Origin of the sequence: Bacillus sp. AY18-3 (assembly GCF_008042305.1) — a bacterium.
In the GTDB taxonomy this organism is placed as follows: domain Bacteria; phylum Bacillota; class Bacilli; order Bacillales; family Bacillaceae_G; genus Bacillus_A; species Bacillus_A wiedmannii.
Genome location: NZ_QKQR01000014.1, coordinates 56,064 through 70,373, shown reverse-complemented (window position 1 = coordinate 70,373; position 14,310 = coordinate 56,064). Strand labels below are relative to the sequence as shown.

Sequence of the window (14,310 nt, the reverse complement as noted above, 5' to 3'; positions counted from 1 at the left end):
GAACTTTTAACAGCGGTTACCATGTCATGTATCCTAGTATTTAGGAACTTCTAATATACTCTTTTTCTTCCCATCATATACAATGGCTGTTTTTGCTTTTATATTCTCATTGTTATATGTAAAATCTTGGTTTGAGAAATTCACAATCACTTTCATGTTTTTTCCAAATGTCGTACTTTGAACTTGCCGATCTTCAGACAATACTTCAAAATTAGTCATTGGTTTTGTTACAGCTTTCTCATGAAATGGAGACCATACTTTCAAATAAGAGGTAATGATGGATTTACTTTTCTCCCATTCATTTTTATCAATATGATATAAAGGTGGAATATTATACAACATTTCAGATAACATTCTATTCCCAATTTCATCTTTAATTCTAAAACTCCCCCATCCCCATTGGTGAGTAGTAATAATCGAATCATTATATACAAGTTTATATAAAGGAACTGAATATACGGGATTATTATAAATGTTTTTATAAATAGGCTTAATAGGTATGGTTTTGCCATTCAGTTCTGGAATAGCACCATCTGGTGAAGTGGATTTATATCCGCCTACATAATATGGGTTCTTTTTATCTCTCATATCAGAGTCGGGCCAAATCCCAGGTGTTTCTATTCCATGCGCAAAGGCAATTATATTACTAGCAAAGTCATTCCCACCTTCTGATCCGACTACCATATGTTTTTCTTCGCTAATATATTTCATTCTTTGCAGTCTTGCTTTTACATCTTGCTCCTGAGTAGTAATGTGATTTGGAGAATAATCATCATAAATTTCACCTGTAGCATCGCAATCGACAAACCAAGAATTAAACTGTATATTATTGTGTAAAATATCATCTACACGTTCTTTCACACTTGGTAATGATAAAGTTGGATTTAACTTTCTTCCTTTTCCTGCGAATCCTCCTATTTTTTCTCCTTTTTCATTCGATATTGTAGCATTTTCATATAAAGTTTTATCTTTAAAAGAAGCAGTATTCCACTCTCTACTTCCAACTTCATGAATCGAGTGATATGAATCATAAGGGCCGATTAAATACCCCATTCTATTTGCTTCTTCTACCATTTTGGGATTCATTAATCCATTAGCCCAATTAGGTAAACCTATCCATGCTTTTTTAACATTCGATTTCTTCATATCAACTAAAACATCTGTTGTTTCTTTCTGTTCCCATCTGCTTACTTCATCTACTGCATCTGTTAACTTATTCTTAATTAATCCTTTATTCAGTGTATATAGTTCTTGTTCACTCAAGTTTTGGATTCCTTTTTTCAACAATTCATTTGTTCCAGTATCTAGATTACTAAAAATGTCTTTATTATAAAGTTGTTCTAATTTTAATACCTGATTTATCGCTTTAACTATTACTTTTTGCTGGCTTTTATCGATAGCTTTTTGATTCTTTATCTCCTGCATAACAGTTTCAAAATCTTTTGAGCCATCTTCCGTATTTTCTTGTAACAACTGTGCAATCCAATTGGTAAATGTCTCATCCATTTTTTGTGTGAATGTATCCCACTTAATATTTTCTACTGAAATCCCACTGTGGTCCCAAAAATAAATATGAGGAGCACCATATAATTTTTTAATGTTCGGATTTGTTTTTGCTTTTTCTTCTAGGGTCTTAAATTCTCCCTGTTCTTTTATATAATTTTTATAAATATTTGCCATTGAGACAGGGTTTTTATCAGTTAGATACAATCTGAATCCATATTCTTTATTCTTATTAATAGAAGGATATTGATGTGTAAAACTAAACTGTATATCGGAATCAGCAGTGAAATGAATATTATCATTATACATATTGTCAGCTATATACATAATGGAATATTTAGATTTATTCAATGCAAAGAATCTCATAGAAAAACTTTCTATGAATGACATATCTTCATCTTTTAAATATTCTTTCCAGTTTGGGTCATTGCTAGGTATATTTTTTCCTTCCCATAATGGTAACGTATAGCTTTCTGCACTTACTTTAGGCCATGTAAATTCATTAGCTCCTTCAGACTTAGTAGATTTTAACTTAATACTTAAATAGGATTCTTTCATTTCAATCTTCACATCTATTTGGTCATCTGGATAATTCCAAGATATACAATCATGTTTTTTTATTAGATTTGTTATCTTTTTCTTCGGTAGTGGTAAGGATGCACTTTCTCTTACACCATCTTTTTCCACAAAAATTTCACCCGTTTCAGGATTCACATCAAAAGTGAAATTTTTGTATTGAGAAACCACGTTTTGTCCCTTTGTTGTAATATCCTTTTGTTGCGCATAACTCAGGGATGGCAACGTAAGACATATTGAACTCATCAAGATTGGAATAACTAGCTTTTTCATTTTTTTATTCATATTTATAAACCTCCTTATTTTTATTTCTATGATACAAATACATTGTGACAGGAATGTGACAATGTATTTTTTTATTTAGCTTCATGATGAGTGGCTCAAAAAAGAACGAATTCTTGCCGTGTCCCAACAAACTCTTTTTTTGGGGACTCATGTGTACAGAAAATTGTATATTTCTGTACACGTTAATATCGAACCCAAAAACATAGGATTTCTCCTTTTTTGTGTTCAAAAACCTTGTAAACTTATGTATGTTCAGATAAATATACAGAATTAAGTTATTGAACAGCGGGAGATAAAAACTGTATAAAAAAGCCATAAAATAAATAACCGATTTCTTAACGTACAGGGAATCGGTTGATTTCTGTCTAAAATATGTCTAAACGTACAATTTTCCCGAAATGGTATGGTGAGCCCATGCCCATCAAGTTAAGGTTGGGGATTCCATGACCTTTCGTTTTTGTTGCCTACATGCTTGATATTTTTTTATTTGTTTTTAAAAATAAGCATTCCAAATAAAGCTTGATAAGGTGTATTTTTAAAGATTATGCAGTTTTCTGCTTTAGATTGGATACAGTGCACTAATAAACAGCGCATCGGTTAAAACGTTGATTAAGTCCTTCAGGACTCATAAGTGTAGCTGTATTTGCATAAAGCTGACTACATAATCGAGTAAGCGAATCGCTTGCTACATGTTGACTAATCCAAATACATAAAGCAGCCAAATCTCGTGCACCATACTTACTTTTACGTTTTACAAAACCTGTCTCTTGGCCAAGTTTTTGAAGAATAAGTGGAGATAGATATCGCTGTGGTTCTTCAGCGAACAAATGAAACTCATCTTGAATCGATAAATTCATACAAAAGCGCCATCCTTTCTGTATATTTCTACAAACAGGATAGCGCTTTTTTCATTTTATAGGTAGATTTCTATGATGAATCATTTAATCGATATTAGAACTTATTACTTTATATTTATCTTCTTTTGCAACATCTATAATTGCACGAATCTTTTTTTGTTCATTATTCAGCTCATGTCCTTCGATCCAAACTTTATATCCCATTTCTCCCGTTACTCCAACTTCAGTTATCACAACATCTAACTGTTTTTCTTTTTGAAAATATTCAATAGCAGTTTCCTTTGCTTTTTCTCGAGTTTTTGGAAATTCTTTCTCACTTAATGGATCTTTCGTTGTTAATGTAATGTAAGAGACAAAACCAATAATAATCAAAGTTATTGTAGAAAGTCCAACTAATAGTAATTTTTTCATTCTTCTTCATCCTTGTCTATCTTTTTTTAAAGATTAACACGGTATTTATTGTTTTTCAATAAATTTTTATTATTTATTATTATTTTTTTATTGATAATGCCTGTTGTTTTAGACAAATATATAAAGCATTTCTCTAACTATCCTGATCTTTATCTCAATTAATCTATTAAATAATCCTATTATGGAATTCCATCACATCGTCATTAAGTTAAAAAATTTATTTTTGGGGGTAACTTGTTTTCTTAGCTTGACGGGCATGGGTGTTACCCCCTATGTAACGTAATCGTATTGATAGATGGGCATGTTTTTTTAAATTTTGGTGCAAAGATTACTAATTTTCACTTACAATTAATAGAGTTCTAATTTAATAGTATTTTGACAATGGAATTAATTGTTTTGTTTTGAGCACTATAGTAAACCTCTAATCCCTTTCTATTATTTATAATTAATTTTTGAGATTTCATCTTTGCTAAATGCTGCGAAACAGTAGATTGTGGGATCCCCAGTATATGTACAATTTGTGTTACATTACATGCCCCTCTTATAATTAATTCTTTCAAAATTTCAATTCTTACTGGATGAGCTAATGCCTTAAAAACTTCTGCGTCTTTTTCATAATTTAACAAACTAAAAATCTCCTTTTAAATCGATATATGTTTATAATATTAATAATTTATTCTGCATCATCTTTTTGATTTAATTAGTTTTTTATTTCTTCAACATAACCCGGTATGCTCGAGACACTCTTATTCTCTTTTTTACTTGTATTTTTACTTCCTTCAATTCATCTGAAAATGTTACATTTGGCTTTTTCATATAATACATAATTCCAAGGTCATCTTTGATGACTTCTTACCATATGCTTGTACTAGGTATCTTGGCTTAACCAAATCAGCGATTTCTAGTAGCAGAAATTGCCCTTTACCAAGGGAGTGAGTCCCTTCATGTACTTTCGCAAGAATCCTTTTTGGAGTATGCCAGAAATTCCAATAGTTAATAGCGATTGTGTAAACCCTACACCTAATGTATCGACTTGTTTGATACATTTTTAACTATTCACCAGAACTTCTATGTAACTAATTTTTTTCAAAAATATTTTTCTATAAAAAACTGCAACTCTACTTGTTAGTTACGTACAGCTGTACCACTTACTGCAACCATTAGCATTCCATCACGAACGACTTCGTAGTCTACATCGATACCAACAATTGCATTTGCTCCTTTTTGCGTTGCAAGTTGTTTCATTTCTTCCATGGCAATGTCACGAGCTTCTTTTAATTTACTTTCATAAGCACCAGAACGGCCACCTACAACGTCGCGAACAGAAGCGAAGATGTCGCGTACGATATTTGCACCCATAATTGCTTCACCGTTTACGATGTCTATATACTCAATAATTTCTTTACCCTGAATAGTATTAGTTGTTGTTACGATCATTATTAACACACTCCTATAATTTTTAAAAATTTCTTGTTGGTTGTATAATCCTATTATTAATTTTAAAAGCTAAATAAACTATCTAATAACCTTACATAAAGATGACAGTTCTGTAAGGGTGAAAGAAAACAAGCTATCCACAAAAAACTTGTTTCTTGTTGGGGTTATTTATCAAAAAACTGCATATCCACCAATCATATCTACTGGTAATTTTTTATATACAGATGCTCCAGAAATAATAGCAGCCAATACTACATATAACGGTAAAACATCAATTTTAACATTTATAATCTTAAAGGAATAGATTCAATTCTCAATTCATTCCCATCAGAAAAAGATACTGTTTCGACGTTCTTTTGAATTCCCCTATTGCCCAAACTTGTTTTCTTAACATTAATATTAAAATGCTTTCAATAGTAAAAATAGTTTTTGTAAGTTTTGTAAATAATTTTGTAATTTAAAAAAAGTATAAGCGACTCGATTTTATGCCAAATTAGTTGCAATGTTTGCTTTCATTCCATCTATATCCTTTGCCCCGTACCGTAAGGAGAAACTGAGGATCAGAAGGAATAGTTTCGATTTTCTGACGAAGACGACTGATATTCACATCTATGACTTTTGTATTACCTACACAATTTATACCCCATATTTTATTCAAGAGTTCATTACGTGAAATTGGTTTTATGGAATTTTCCATTAAATATCGTAAAATAATATGCTCTGTTGGAGTTAAATCAATTACTATCTCATCCCTATATAATTCTCCTAGCTGGAGATTTAATTGAAATGGCCCCGAATGAATCAATTTCAAATCCTTTTTATTTTTTTGAATTCTTCTTAGCAATGATTGTACACGTGCTACTAATCCAATTATACTAAATGGCTTTTTAATATAATCATCTGCCCCAATTGTCAAACCGTGTACCTGATCTTTCTCTTGAACAAGTGCCGTTAATATAATAATACCAATATCTTCATTGTTTTTTCGTATGCTTTTGCATACCCGAAATCCATCTATTCCTGGTAACACAACATCAAGTATTACAATATCAACATTATGCTGTTCTAAAAGCTCAAGAGCTTTTTCACCTGTATCGATTTCTAAAACATTGAAACCAGCACGCTTCATATTCAATGTAATAAAACTACGGATGGTTATATCATCTTCTAATACTAAAATTGTTGTCATACTCACCGCTCCTTTACTCTTGTTGATAAACGGCTATAGGTTTGATATAAGTTCTAAGATTCTGGTAGTTTATTTTCAAAAAATTGTATATACATGTGCACTTTTTTTATATGTATCAACTCCTAGGAGTCACTATATATGTCCATCAACTTAAAAATCTAGTAAAAAAACTGTCATCCTTTCTATTTAGTCTTTTAGAAAGAATAACGTGGAGCTAGTAAAGATTCTTAAGTTGGTGGACATGGAGTGGTATCCCTAGTTTATTCGCCTTATATTAATTAAGTGATAGGACTTTTTCGTCCTTAATCTCATTCCCCTGTCAACTCTACGACCACATAATTTATTACGTGAAAACGAAATATTTTTCATCGTTTGCTCTTAAATTCCCACGTTTTTATATACACCTCAAAACGCTTTGACTAGATAATCCAAGTTCTCTTCGGATTCACCTAAATAATGTTGAGCCTCTTGAAACTCCCCAATCGATTAGCTGATTAATGATGCGCCGTTTTTTTCTTTCTACATGATAGATGTGCTGTTCTAGTTTTTTTGGACCTTTTGCATGCTTTCAAGAAATCAATTCTTGTGTTGCCATTTCTACAAACTGAATATCAGACTCTACAAGGTATTGAATATATGCTGTTTTCGCCTTCATATATTCATCTTCATTTTTCCAACTGTGATGGCTGCCGTCGTAAAGTATAAAAAAGGAGTCGCTTTTCAAGGGACTTATCAATTTATTCATTTCATTATTCGGATTAAATATTTCTTTTGCTTTTTTATGTGCCTGTAACACTTTGTCTTTCGAACATCCGCCTACAAGCAAATAATGTGGAGTGATTAAACTCATTTTGTTATTTCCCCCCTCTATTGCCCTCATATACGATCCAGAAAGGATAGGAACAAAGAGCACGCATTGATTCTTTACAAGCTAACATAATTTAAAAAGCATGAGAGGAAGGGTAATCTCAAATGGCTAGTGATATATTCTAAAAAGCTGTCCTTCTTCCCACTTTGTACAACAAACACCTTAAGTTTGAATAAATGAGCTTGTTCTTTATACTTAGCTTAAATATAAAGGATAGTTCCAATTAAAAATGATTGTGTAGTTCTCCCCCATTCGAATCCAACGGTTTCATGAAGCTTTTGTTTTGTCATTTCCATTGTGAATTCTTGGGCCTGCTTTTTCGAATGGATATCTACAATTCCATTCGAAGCAATCATTTTTTTCACCCTTTCGTAGTTATGGCGTTTTCATATAACTAAATACAATACAACTAACCAAAATGGCATTACCATTAAAAATCCATTTCTAATCCCTATTGCAAAAGCTAAAGGATCAACATTACAGTATGACGTTGCCTCTTTTTTAACTCGCTGCAACATCTTTTTTTTGGTGGGAAGGCTCATAGTGAATCTCCTTATTTTTCAATCTGTTTTCGTTTTCCATAACAAACTACCACCAAAACAGCCTATACAATAAATCACAATGAATTTCATAAAAATTTCTATAATTGCATCCGTCATTCCCCATTCTCCTCTCCCAAGGCCTGTAATACACAGGCTATAATTAGCAGAGTAAGAATTAATAATAAACTCCCTATATTTCGGTATTTTCTAAGCATCGGCATTCTCTCCTCATAATTAACGTTTATTTCAGAAAAAAACCAAGCTAAGAAAATTCAGAGAAGAAAAAAGCCCAATTTACCTCGTTATGAGCAAATCGGCTCTTTAATATTTAAAAGACATAAGCAATGTAATCTCCCAAACTTATATTCTCCTAAGAAATTAGTATCTTCCTACCCTAAAGGCGAATATCGTACGCTAGAGATCTTTTCATTTAAGAAGCTTGGTTGTTCCAAAATGCTGGCGGTAGCCCCAAATAGTGCATAATATCCTCGAATGATATTAATATAATCTCCATGCAATATCAATTCTTTTTTTATAAAAATTATAAAAAAAGAATTGATATTGTTTTTTTATGACATTTATCGACAAATTATTTACTTTTATCAATTATCAATTTATAATAATTACAACTTAATATACATACTACATAACATGTAATAATTACTTAGTTGAGCATATAGTTACCACTGGCGGGGTTTTGAAAAAATCCAAAATGATGGACGAGTACTCATACGGATTAATTTATATAACTATAAGGGGAATGAAACTGCAGAAAAGATCTGTGATTAGTATGCTCTAGTTTAGAAGATTACTAATTGATTGGATAATTTCAGGGGGTAAAACAGAGTCATGGATTTATTGTAGAGTATTTTAGGTTGGCTATGGTAAATATACAAGATATATTTATAGATTGATTCGCGGACCCTATCTCAAAAAATGAAATAAAAACGATTTTTAATTATTGACAAGCAATAAAACTAAATATATATTAAATTATAATAATTATTATAAAAAAAATATTATCGTTTACAAACAGGAGGTTTCACTTCATGAATCCAAGTAATCGCTTAACAACAAACCAAGGTGCTCCAGTTGGAGATAACCAAAATTCTCGTACAGCTGGTCGCCGTGGACCGGTATTATTAGAAGACTATCATTTAGTAGAAAAGCTTGCTCATTTTGATCGTGAACGTATTCCAGAGCGTGTTGTACATGCACGTGGTGCAGGTGCTCACGGTGTATTTGTAACTAAAAACAGTATGAAGCAATATACGAAGGCAGCATTTTTACAAAATGAAGGAACTGAAACGCCTGTATTCGTTCGATTCTCAACAGTTATTCATGGCCAAGGCTCTCCGGAGACAGCACGTGATCCGCGTGGGTTCGCTGTTAAATTTTATACAGAAGAAGGAAACTACGATATCGTAGGTAACCATTTACCAGTTTTCTTCATTCGTGATGCAATTAAATTCCCTGACATGGTGCATTCTTTAAAGCCAGCACCTGATACAAATATTCAAACGCCAGATCGTTATTGGGATTTTATGACGTTAACACCAGAATCTACTCATATGATGACATGGGTATTTTCTGATTATGGTACACCAGCAAACTATCGTGAAATGGAAGGTTTCGGCGTCCATCCATTTAAATGGATTAATGCAAAAGGTAAAATTGTTTACATTAAATATCATTGGAAACCACAGCAGGGTGTACGAAATTTAAGTGCAAAAGAAGTGGAACAAGTACAAGGTAAAGATTTCAATCATGCAACTCGCGATTTATTCGATGCGATTGAAAAAGGAAATCATCCAAAATGGGATCTATACGTACAAGTGATGCAATTAGATCAAATGGATTCTTTAGATTTCGACCCATTAGATCCAACAAAAGTATGGCCAGAAGATTGTTTCCCACTCATTGAAGTAGGGACAATGACACTAAATCGTAACCCACAAAACTTTTTTGCGGAAGTAGAGCAAGTGGCCTTTACACCAAGTGCAACTATACCTGGTATTGAACCATCTGAAGATAAACTATTACAAGGTCGTTTATTCTCTTACCCAGATACACAGCGTTACCGACTTGGTGCAAATTATTTACAAATCCCTGTAAACTGCCCATACGCAACTGTTCGTAATCAACAACGTGATGGTGCGATGCAAGTAAATCAAAACCCATCTACAATAAACTATGAACCGAGCCGCCATACTGAAAATCCAGTTGAAGACCCAACATACCGCGATTCAACTATGAGAGTAGGAGGCTATGTATCTCGTGAAAAAAATGAGAAACCGAACGACTTCAAACAAGCCGGTGAGCGTTATCGTTCATTTACTAAAGAAGAGCAAGACAACTTAATTGCAAACTTAACTAATGACTTGAAAGACGTAAATGAGCGTACGAAACTACTAGCTATTTGTAACTTCTTCCGTGCAGATCGCGAATATGGTATTCGCTTAGCAGAAGCATTAAATGTTGATATTTCATCGTATGTAGGAATTTCTACAAAATAATAACATGCTTAATTTTATTTTACTCTCAAATTTAACTTACAATATGTGAGAAAAGAAGTTGTCTCAAAAATTCGTTAAAAAACGACTTTTTAGGGACAACTTCTTTTTTTAGTTCTCTTCAACAATAGATAGGAGATTAATATTTGTTCATACAATTTATGCAGCATTTCCAAATTATTATTTTGTTTTTGCTAATCCTACAATTACAATGCAGGCATATAGGTAACATATATTGGCTGTATTTTCTTATTATCGTTATAGCAAGGTTCTACACGCTTCCCTATGGATATATTTTTATTTAGGGAACCTTGGCGAAGAACTAATGTATACTTGAATCTTTGTAAGAATAAATACTAAAAAATAGATAGTTAATCAATTTTAATTATGTAAAAAATACATAACTATAAACAGTGCTAATAATGGCTTAATACTCTCGTATCAAGAGGGAAGTACCTAATATCCTGAAGAGAGATTTCAAGGCATCTGATATTGAGGATAATAATTTGTGGGTATGCTTCAATTTGCTTGATAGAGTAGAGAAATGAGATAGAATAATAGACCTTATGAAAAGAGCCCTTAGGAGATAGGGACTCTTTAGGGCTCACCTAATCACATGAATTGATTAGGAGGAATATAAATATTTTAACATATAGCTGATTCATTTGAAGGTAACAAAAAAATTACAGAATTTACGATACGAGAAAGCCCACACAGGACTTTAGTCCTTCTTTAGACGTGGGAGTGTCAATCTCTCCATTGTTTCAATTTGAGCTCCTGATTCAGTCTTACTTTTATTTAATACACTGAGGTACAACTATTTTAGTACCTTTTTAAATTTGCAACCAAAAGTAATTATCATACCTACAAGAACCATCAATATGCCTATTGCTGCACTGTTATTTGTACTTGTACCTGCTTTTGGAAGCTCTTTATACGTATCTTCTTTTTCATCAGAATTACTGTTGTTAGGGATATTATTAATACCATTTTCTTTATCTGTTACTACCACTTTTTGTATTGTAGTTACCTCATTACTACCGGAGTCACGACCAAGGAATTTTACCTCAGAAGTACCAGGGGTACCGCCAGCATTTCGGAAAAAAACCACGCTAAGCAAATTTCGACAGAAAAAGATCCGGTTTTTACCCCGTTAAGAGTAAACCGGATCTTTTTTATGTAATGGACGCAAGTTACGTAAGCTTAAATTATATGCTACATCAAAATTGTATTCACCTAGAAAGTTTATGTGCTCCCAACCTAATGGAGACACGTGGGGCATTAAATCTTCCCTAAATCCCCCCTTTTTTTTGAGTTCTTCAATAGCTTTCTCTAAATAAACCGTGTTCCAAACACTAATAGCATTGATTATGATATTGAGTGCACTTGCTCGTTGTAATTGATCTTGGAGAGCGCGTTCTCTAAATTCACCAAGTTTTCCAAAAAATATAGCTCTGGCAAGTGCATTCACAGCTTCGCCTTTATTTAAACCTCTTTGTATACGTCTTCTCAAAGTTTTACTTGAAAGGTAATCCAAGGTAAATATCGTTTTTTCTATTCTTCCCATTTCTCGAAGCGTTTTTGCAAGCTTATTCTGTCTTGCGTAAGAACCTAATTTCCCCATAATTAATGATCCAGAAACCTTACCTATCCTTACAGAGTACGCTAAACGTAATACATCATCGTAGTTTTCTTGAATGACCTTTATATCTATCTTGCCTCTAAGAAGTGCTTGTACATCAGGGTATTCTTGAATGCCATTTATAGTAAATAATTTAGTGTCAGCTAAATCACGAAGGCGAGGGGCAAAACGAAATCCGAGTATATGAGTTAAACCAAATACTTGATCAGTATACCCAGCAGTATCTGTATAGTGTTCTTCAATGTTAAGATCTGTCTCATGATGTAGTAAACCATCAATAACATGTACAGCATCACGAACATTTGTATTAATTACTTTTGTATAAAAAGAAGAGAACTGATCACTAACAAAGCGATAAATTGTAGCGCCTTTTCCTGTACCATAGTGAGGGTTTGAATCAGCATGCAAAGAAGATACACCCACTTGCATGCGCATACCATCAGAAGATGATGTAGTTCCATCTCCCCAGTATGTTACTAACTTTCGTTGGTGATGAAAGTTGACTAAAACCGATTGAGCAAGATTCATAGCATCTTCATACATTCTCCATTGAGCAACATTGGCCATTTGTCTATAAGAAATACCTGGAGTAGCTTCTGCCATCTTAGTTAGACCTATGTTTGTTCCCATAGACATAATGGTTGCCAACAGAATATTCTTCTCTTCTTCACTAGGTGATTTGTTGCTTGATGCATGAATAAATTGTTCATGAAACCCAGTCCAACTTGCCACCTCTAGTAATAAATCGGTTAATTTCACCCTAGGTAACATACTGTATAGGTGCGAACTATAAGCTTTTGCTTCTTCAGGTGTATCTTTATCGAGCCGGTGAACATAGAACTTACCTTTTGCTATATCAACTCCCTCTAAGTCATTGCTATTTTGGAACAACCAATCTAAACGTTGGTTTAGCGAGTCTATACGTTCCATTAAATATTCCTCAACTCTGAGTGGGACCGCAAGATAATCCTGAACACTAGTTACACTTTTCCAATTATCTTGAGGTACAAGGTAATCATCAAATGCTTTATGTTGCCTACTTCCAGGAACAAATATGTCTCCTGATCGAATATAATTTCTTAATTCTGTCAATGCTGCAAGTTCATAGTAATGACGATTAATATTTCCCTCCTCATCATACACATGCTTTTGCCAACGATTTGAAACAAAACTAAGATTAGCACCTATTGGTACGTTTCTCTTTCCAGCTTTATTTAACTCATGGATCGTTTCCAATGCTTGCAAAACAGGTTCAGCAGACTTCGTTGCTCCAAACTTAAATGTTTGTAATAGTGTAGGTGTGTATTTTCTTAAATAAGAGTAACGATTTTCCAATAGATCTAAATAATCATAGTTAACAGGCCTAGATAGCTGTTTGGCTTCTTCAACTGATTCTACAATCTTATTCCAGGGCATGACACCATCTAGTGCTGTAAAAGCATCTAATCCTTCTTCTTTTGCTTTAATAAGTGCATCACATATACCTATAAATTGGACTACTTTTTCATTTAGTCTTTTTCCATTCACCTTTTGTAATTCTTCTTGTGCCTTTCTTCCCTTTAATTGTAAATTCATCATTTGACGATCATGAATCTCAATCGCTTGATCAATTAAATCCTGTGTAATTTCTAAAAGAAAAGCAACAATAATACTGTATCTTTTCTCATCATCAAATCTTCTAAACGCATAAGGTTCATACCTAGCACCAATTTTAGCTAATTGTCGAAGACGGTTAGAATTAATTTCTGTTGTATCGATACTTAAATCAATATCTCGTATACGTTCTAATCGTTTTATAACTTTTAGAAATGCTTCCGGAGAGGATTGACCTGGAAACTCTTTTAACCACGCTAAAGGTGTTATTCCATTTTCAGTTGGCATAAGTAAAGCATCTATCTTATATTTTTGTTCTTGTGTTAAACTATCGTATAACATATGATAAACTTTTTGATCAGCTTGTTGTCGAGCTTCCCAAACTATATTTTCAATGACATACATAGCGGGTAATATGACCTTGGATTGTCTCAAAATGGATAGAGCTATTTCAATTAAATGAAGGGTGTTTCCGTTTTCTAATGCTTGTTTTGTTAGATGCTGTAAGAGGTGTTCTTGATGTTGGGGTGAAAAATTAGTGTATCCGTATTCTTCTCGGATTTCTCCCATATGCTCCCATAATGTATTCTCGCGTTGCGCATAATTTTGAAAAGACTCGGGAGGTAGTTGTAATTGTTGCGCTATATAACCAATTACTGAAGTTGGAATATCATTGTACTCGGATAAAGCCCAGCCTGGATAACGAACAAGTGCCAGTTGAACCGCAAATCCTAGCCGGTTGTAATCTCTCCGATGCCGAAAAATTAGTTCTAAATCATGTTGAGAAAATGTGTGAAATGTTATCAACTCCCATTCAGTTAAACGTGATAGATCCATAAGCTCGTTGCGTTGTACTTCCGATAATAATTGTTTTACTCCCATAGCTTTCCCCTT

Annotated in this window: 10 protein-coding genes and 3 pseudogenes; 1 reads left to right on the top strand and 12 read right to left on the bottom strand. The window is 33.2% G+C overall.

Features of this window, described 5'->3' with window-relative positions; genetic code table 11:
* Positions 1–33: 33 nt before the first annotated feature.
* From DM800_RS14095 to DM800_RS29215, 10 genes and pseudogenes are all read right to left on the bottom strand, one after another.
* Positions 34–2,364, bottom strand: a complete 2,331-nt coding sequence (locus tag DM800_RS14095) for a glycoside hydrolase (protein WP_147787062.1) — start codon at positions 2,362–2,364, stop codon at positions 34–36.
* 584 nt (positions 2,365–2,948) lie between these two features.
* A pseudogene (locus tag DM800_RS14090) lies at positions 2,949–3,221 on the bottom strand (IS4 family transposase); the annotation flags it as partial.
* An 84-nt stretch (positions 3,222–3,305) separates the two neighbouring features.
* Complete coding sequence (locus DM800_RS14085; protein ID WP_048567251.1) at positions 3,306–3,632, bottom strand: hypothetical protein; 327 nt, start codon at positions 3,630–3,632, stop codon at positions 3,306–3,308.
* Positions 3,633–3,991: 359 nt separating this feature from the next.
* Complete coding sequence (locus DM800_RS14080) at positions 3,992–4,258, bottom strand: ArsR/SmtB family transcription factor (RefSeq protein WP_048567250.1); 267 nt, start codon at positions 4,256–4,258, stop codon at positions 3,992–3,994.
* Between the two features lie 499 nt (positions 4,259–4,757).
* A complete protein-coding gene (locus DM800_RS14075; protein ID WP_147787061.1) occupies positions 4,758–5,069 on the bottom strand; it encodes a heavy metal-binding domain-containing protein in 312 nt (103 codons plus the stop codon).
* Positions 5,070–5,246: 177 nt separating this feature from the next.
* Positions 5,247–5,446 (bottom strand): annotated as a pseudogene (locus tag DM800_RS29920) (malate permease); the annotation flags it as partial.
* A 116-nt stretch (positions 5,447–5,562) separates the two neighbouring features.
* Positions 5,563–6,258: a response regulator transcription factor gene (locus tag DM800_RS14065; protein WP_147787060.1), complete on the bottom strand. Its 696-nt coding sequence runs from the start codon at positions 6,256–6,258 to the stop codon at positions 5,563–5,565.
* A 568-nt stretch (positions 6,259–6,826) separates the two neighbouring features.
* Complete coding sequence (locus DM800_RS14055; protein WP_046958449.1) at positions 6,827–7,108, bottom strand: hypothetical protein; 282 nt, start codon at positions 7,106–7,108, stop codon at positions 6,827–6,829.
* A 218-nt stretch (positions 7,109–7,326) separates the two neighbouring features.
* A complete protein-coding gene (locus DM800_RS29220; protein WP_179955681.1) occupies positions 7,327–7,482 on the bottom strand; it encodes a hypothetical protein in 156 nt (51 codons plus the stop codon).
* A 30-nt stretch (positions 7,483–7,512) separates the two neighbouring features.
* The gene (locus DM800_RS29215) at positions 7,513–7,668 is read right to left on the bottom strand and encodes a hypothetical protein (RefSeq protein ID WP_176142201.1); all 156 of its coding nucleotides are present in this window, start codon (positions 7,666–7,668) and stop codon (positions 7,513–7,515) included.
* 1,049 nt (positions 7,669–8,717) lie between these two features.
* On the opposite strand from DM800_RS29215, the gene DM800_RS14045 reads away from it, so the two are divergent.
* Positions 8,718–10,184 carry a catalase gene (locus DM800_RS14045; protein ID WP_147787059.1) on the top strand — a complete coding sequence of 489 codons (1,467 nt, stop codon included), beginning with the start codon at positions 8,718–8,720 and terminating at the stop codon, positions 10,182–10,184.
* An 814-nt stretch (positions 10,185–10,998) separates the two neighbouring features.
* Here DM800_RS14045 and DM800_RS14040 read toward each other — a convergent pair.
* Together DM800_RS14040 and DM800_RS14035 are read right to left on the bottom strand one after the other, a co-directional pair.
* A pseudogene (locus tag DM800_RS14040) lies at positions 10,999–11,259 on the bottom strand (LPXTG cell wall anchor domain-containing protein); the annotation flags it as partial.
* Positions 11,260–11,334: 75 nt separating this feature from the next.
* Entirely contained in the window at positions 11,335–14,298 is a 2,964-nt protein-coding gene (locus tag DM800_RS14035) for a Tn3 family transposase (RefSeq protein ID WP_147787058.1), read from the bottom strand.
* Positions 14,299–14,310: the final 12 nt, after the last annotated feature.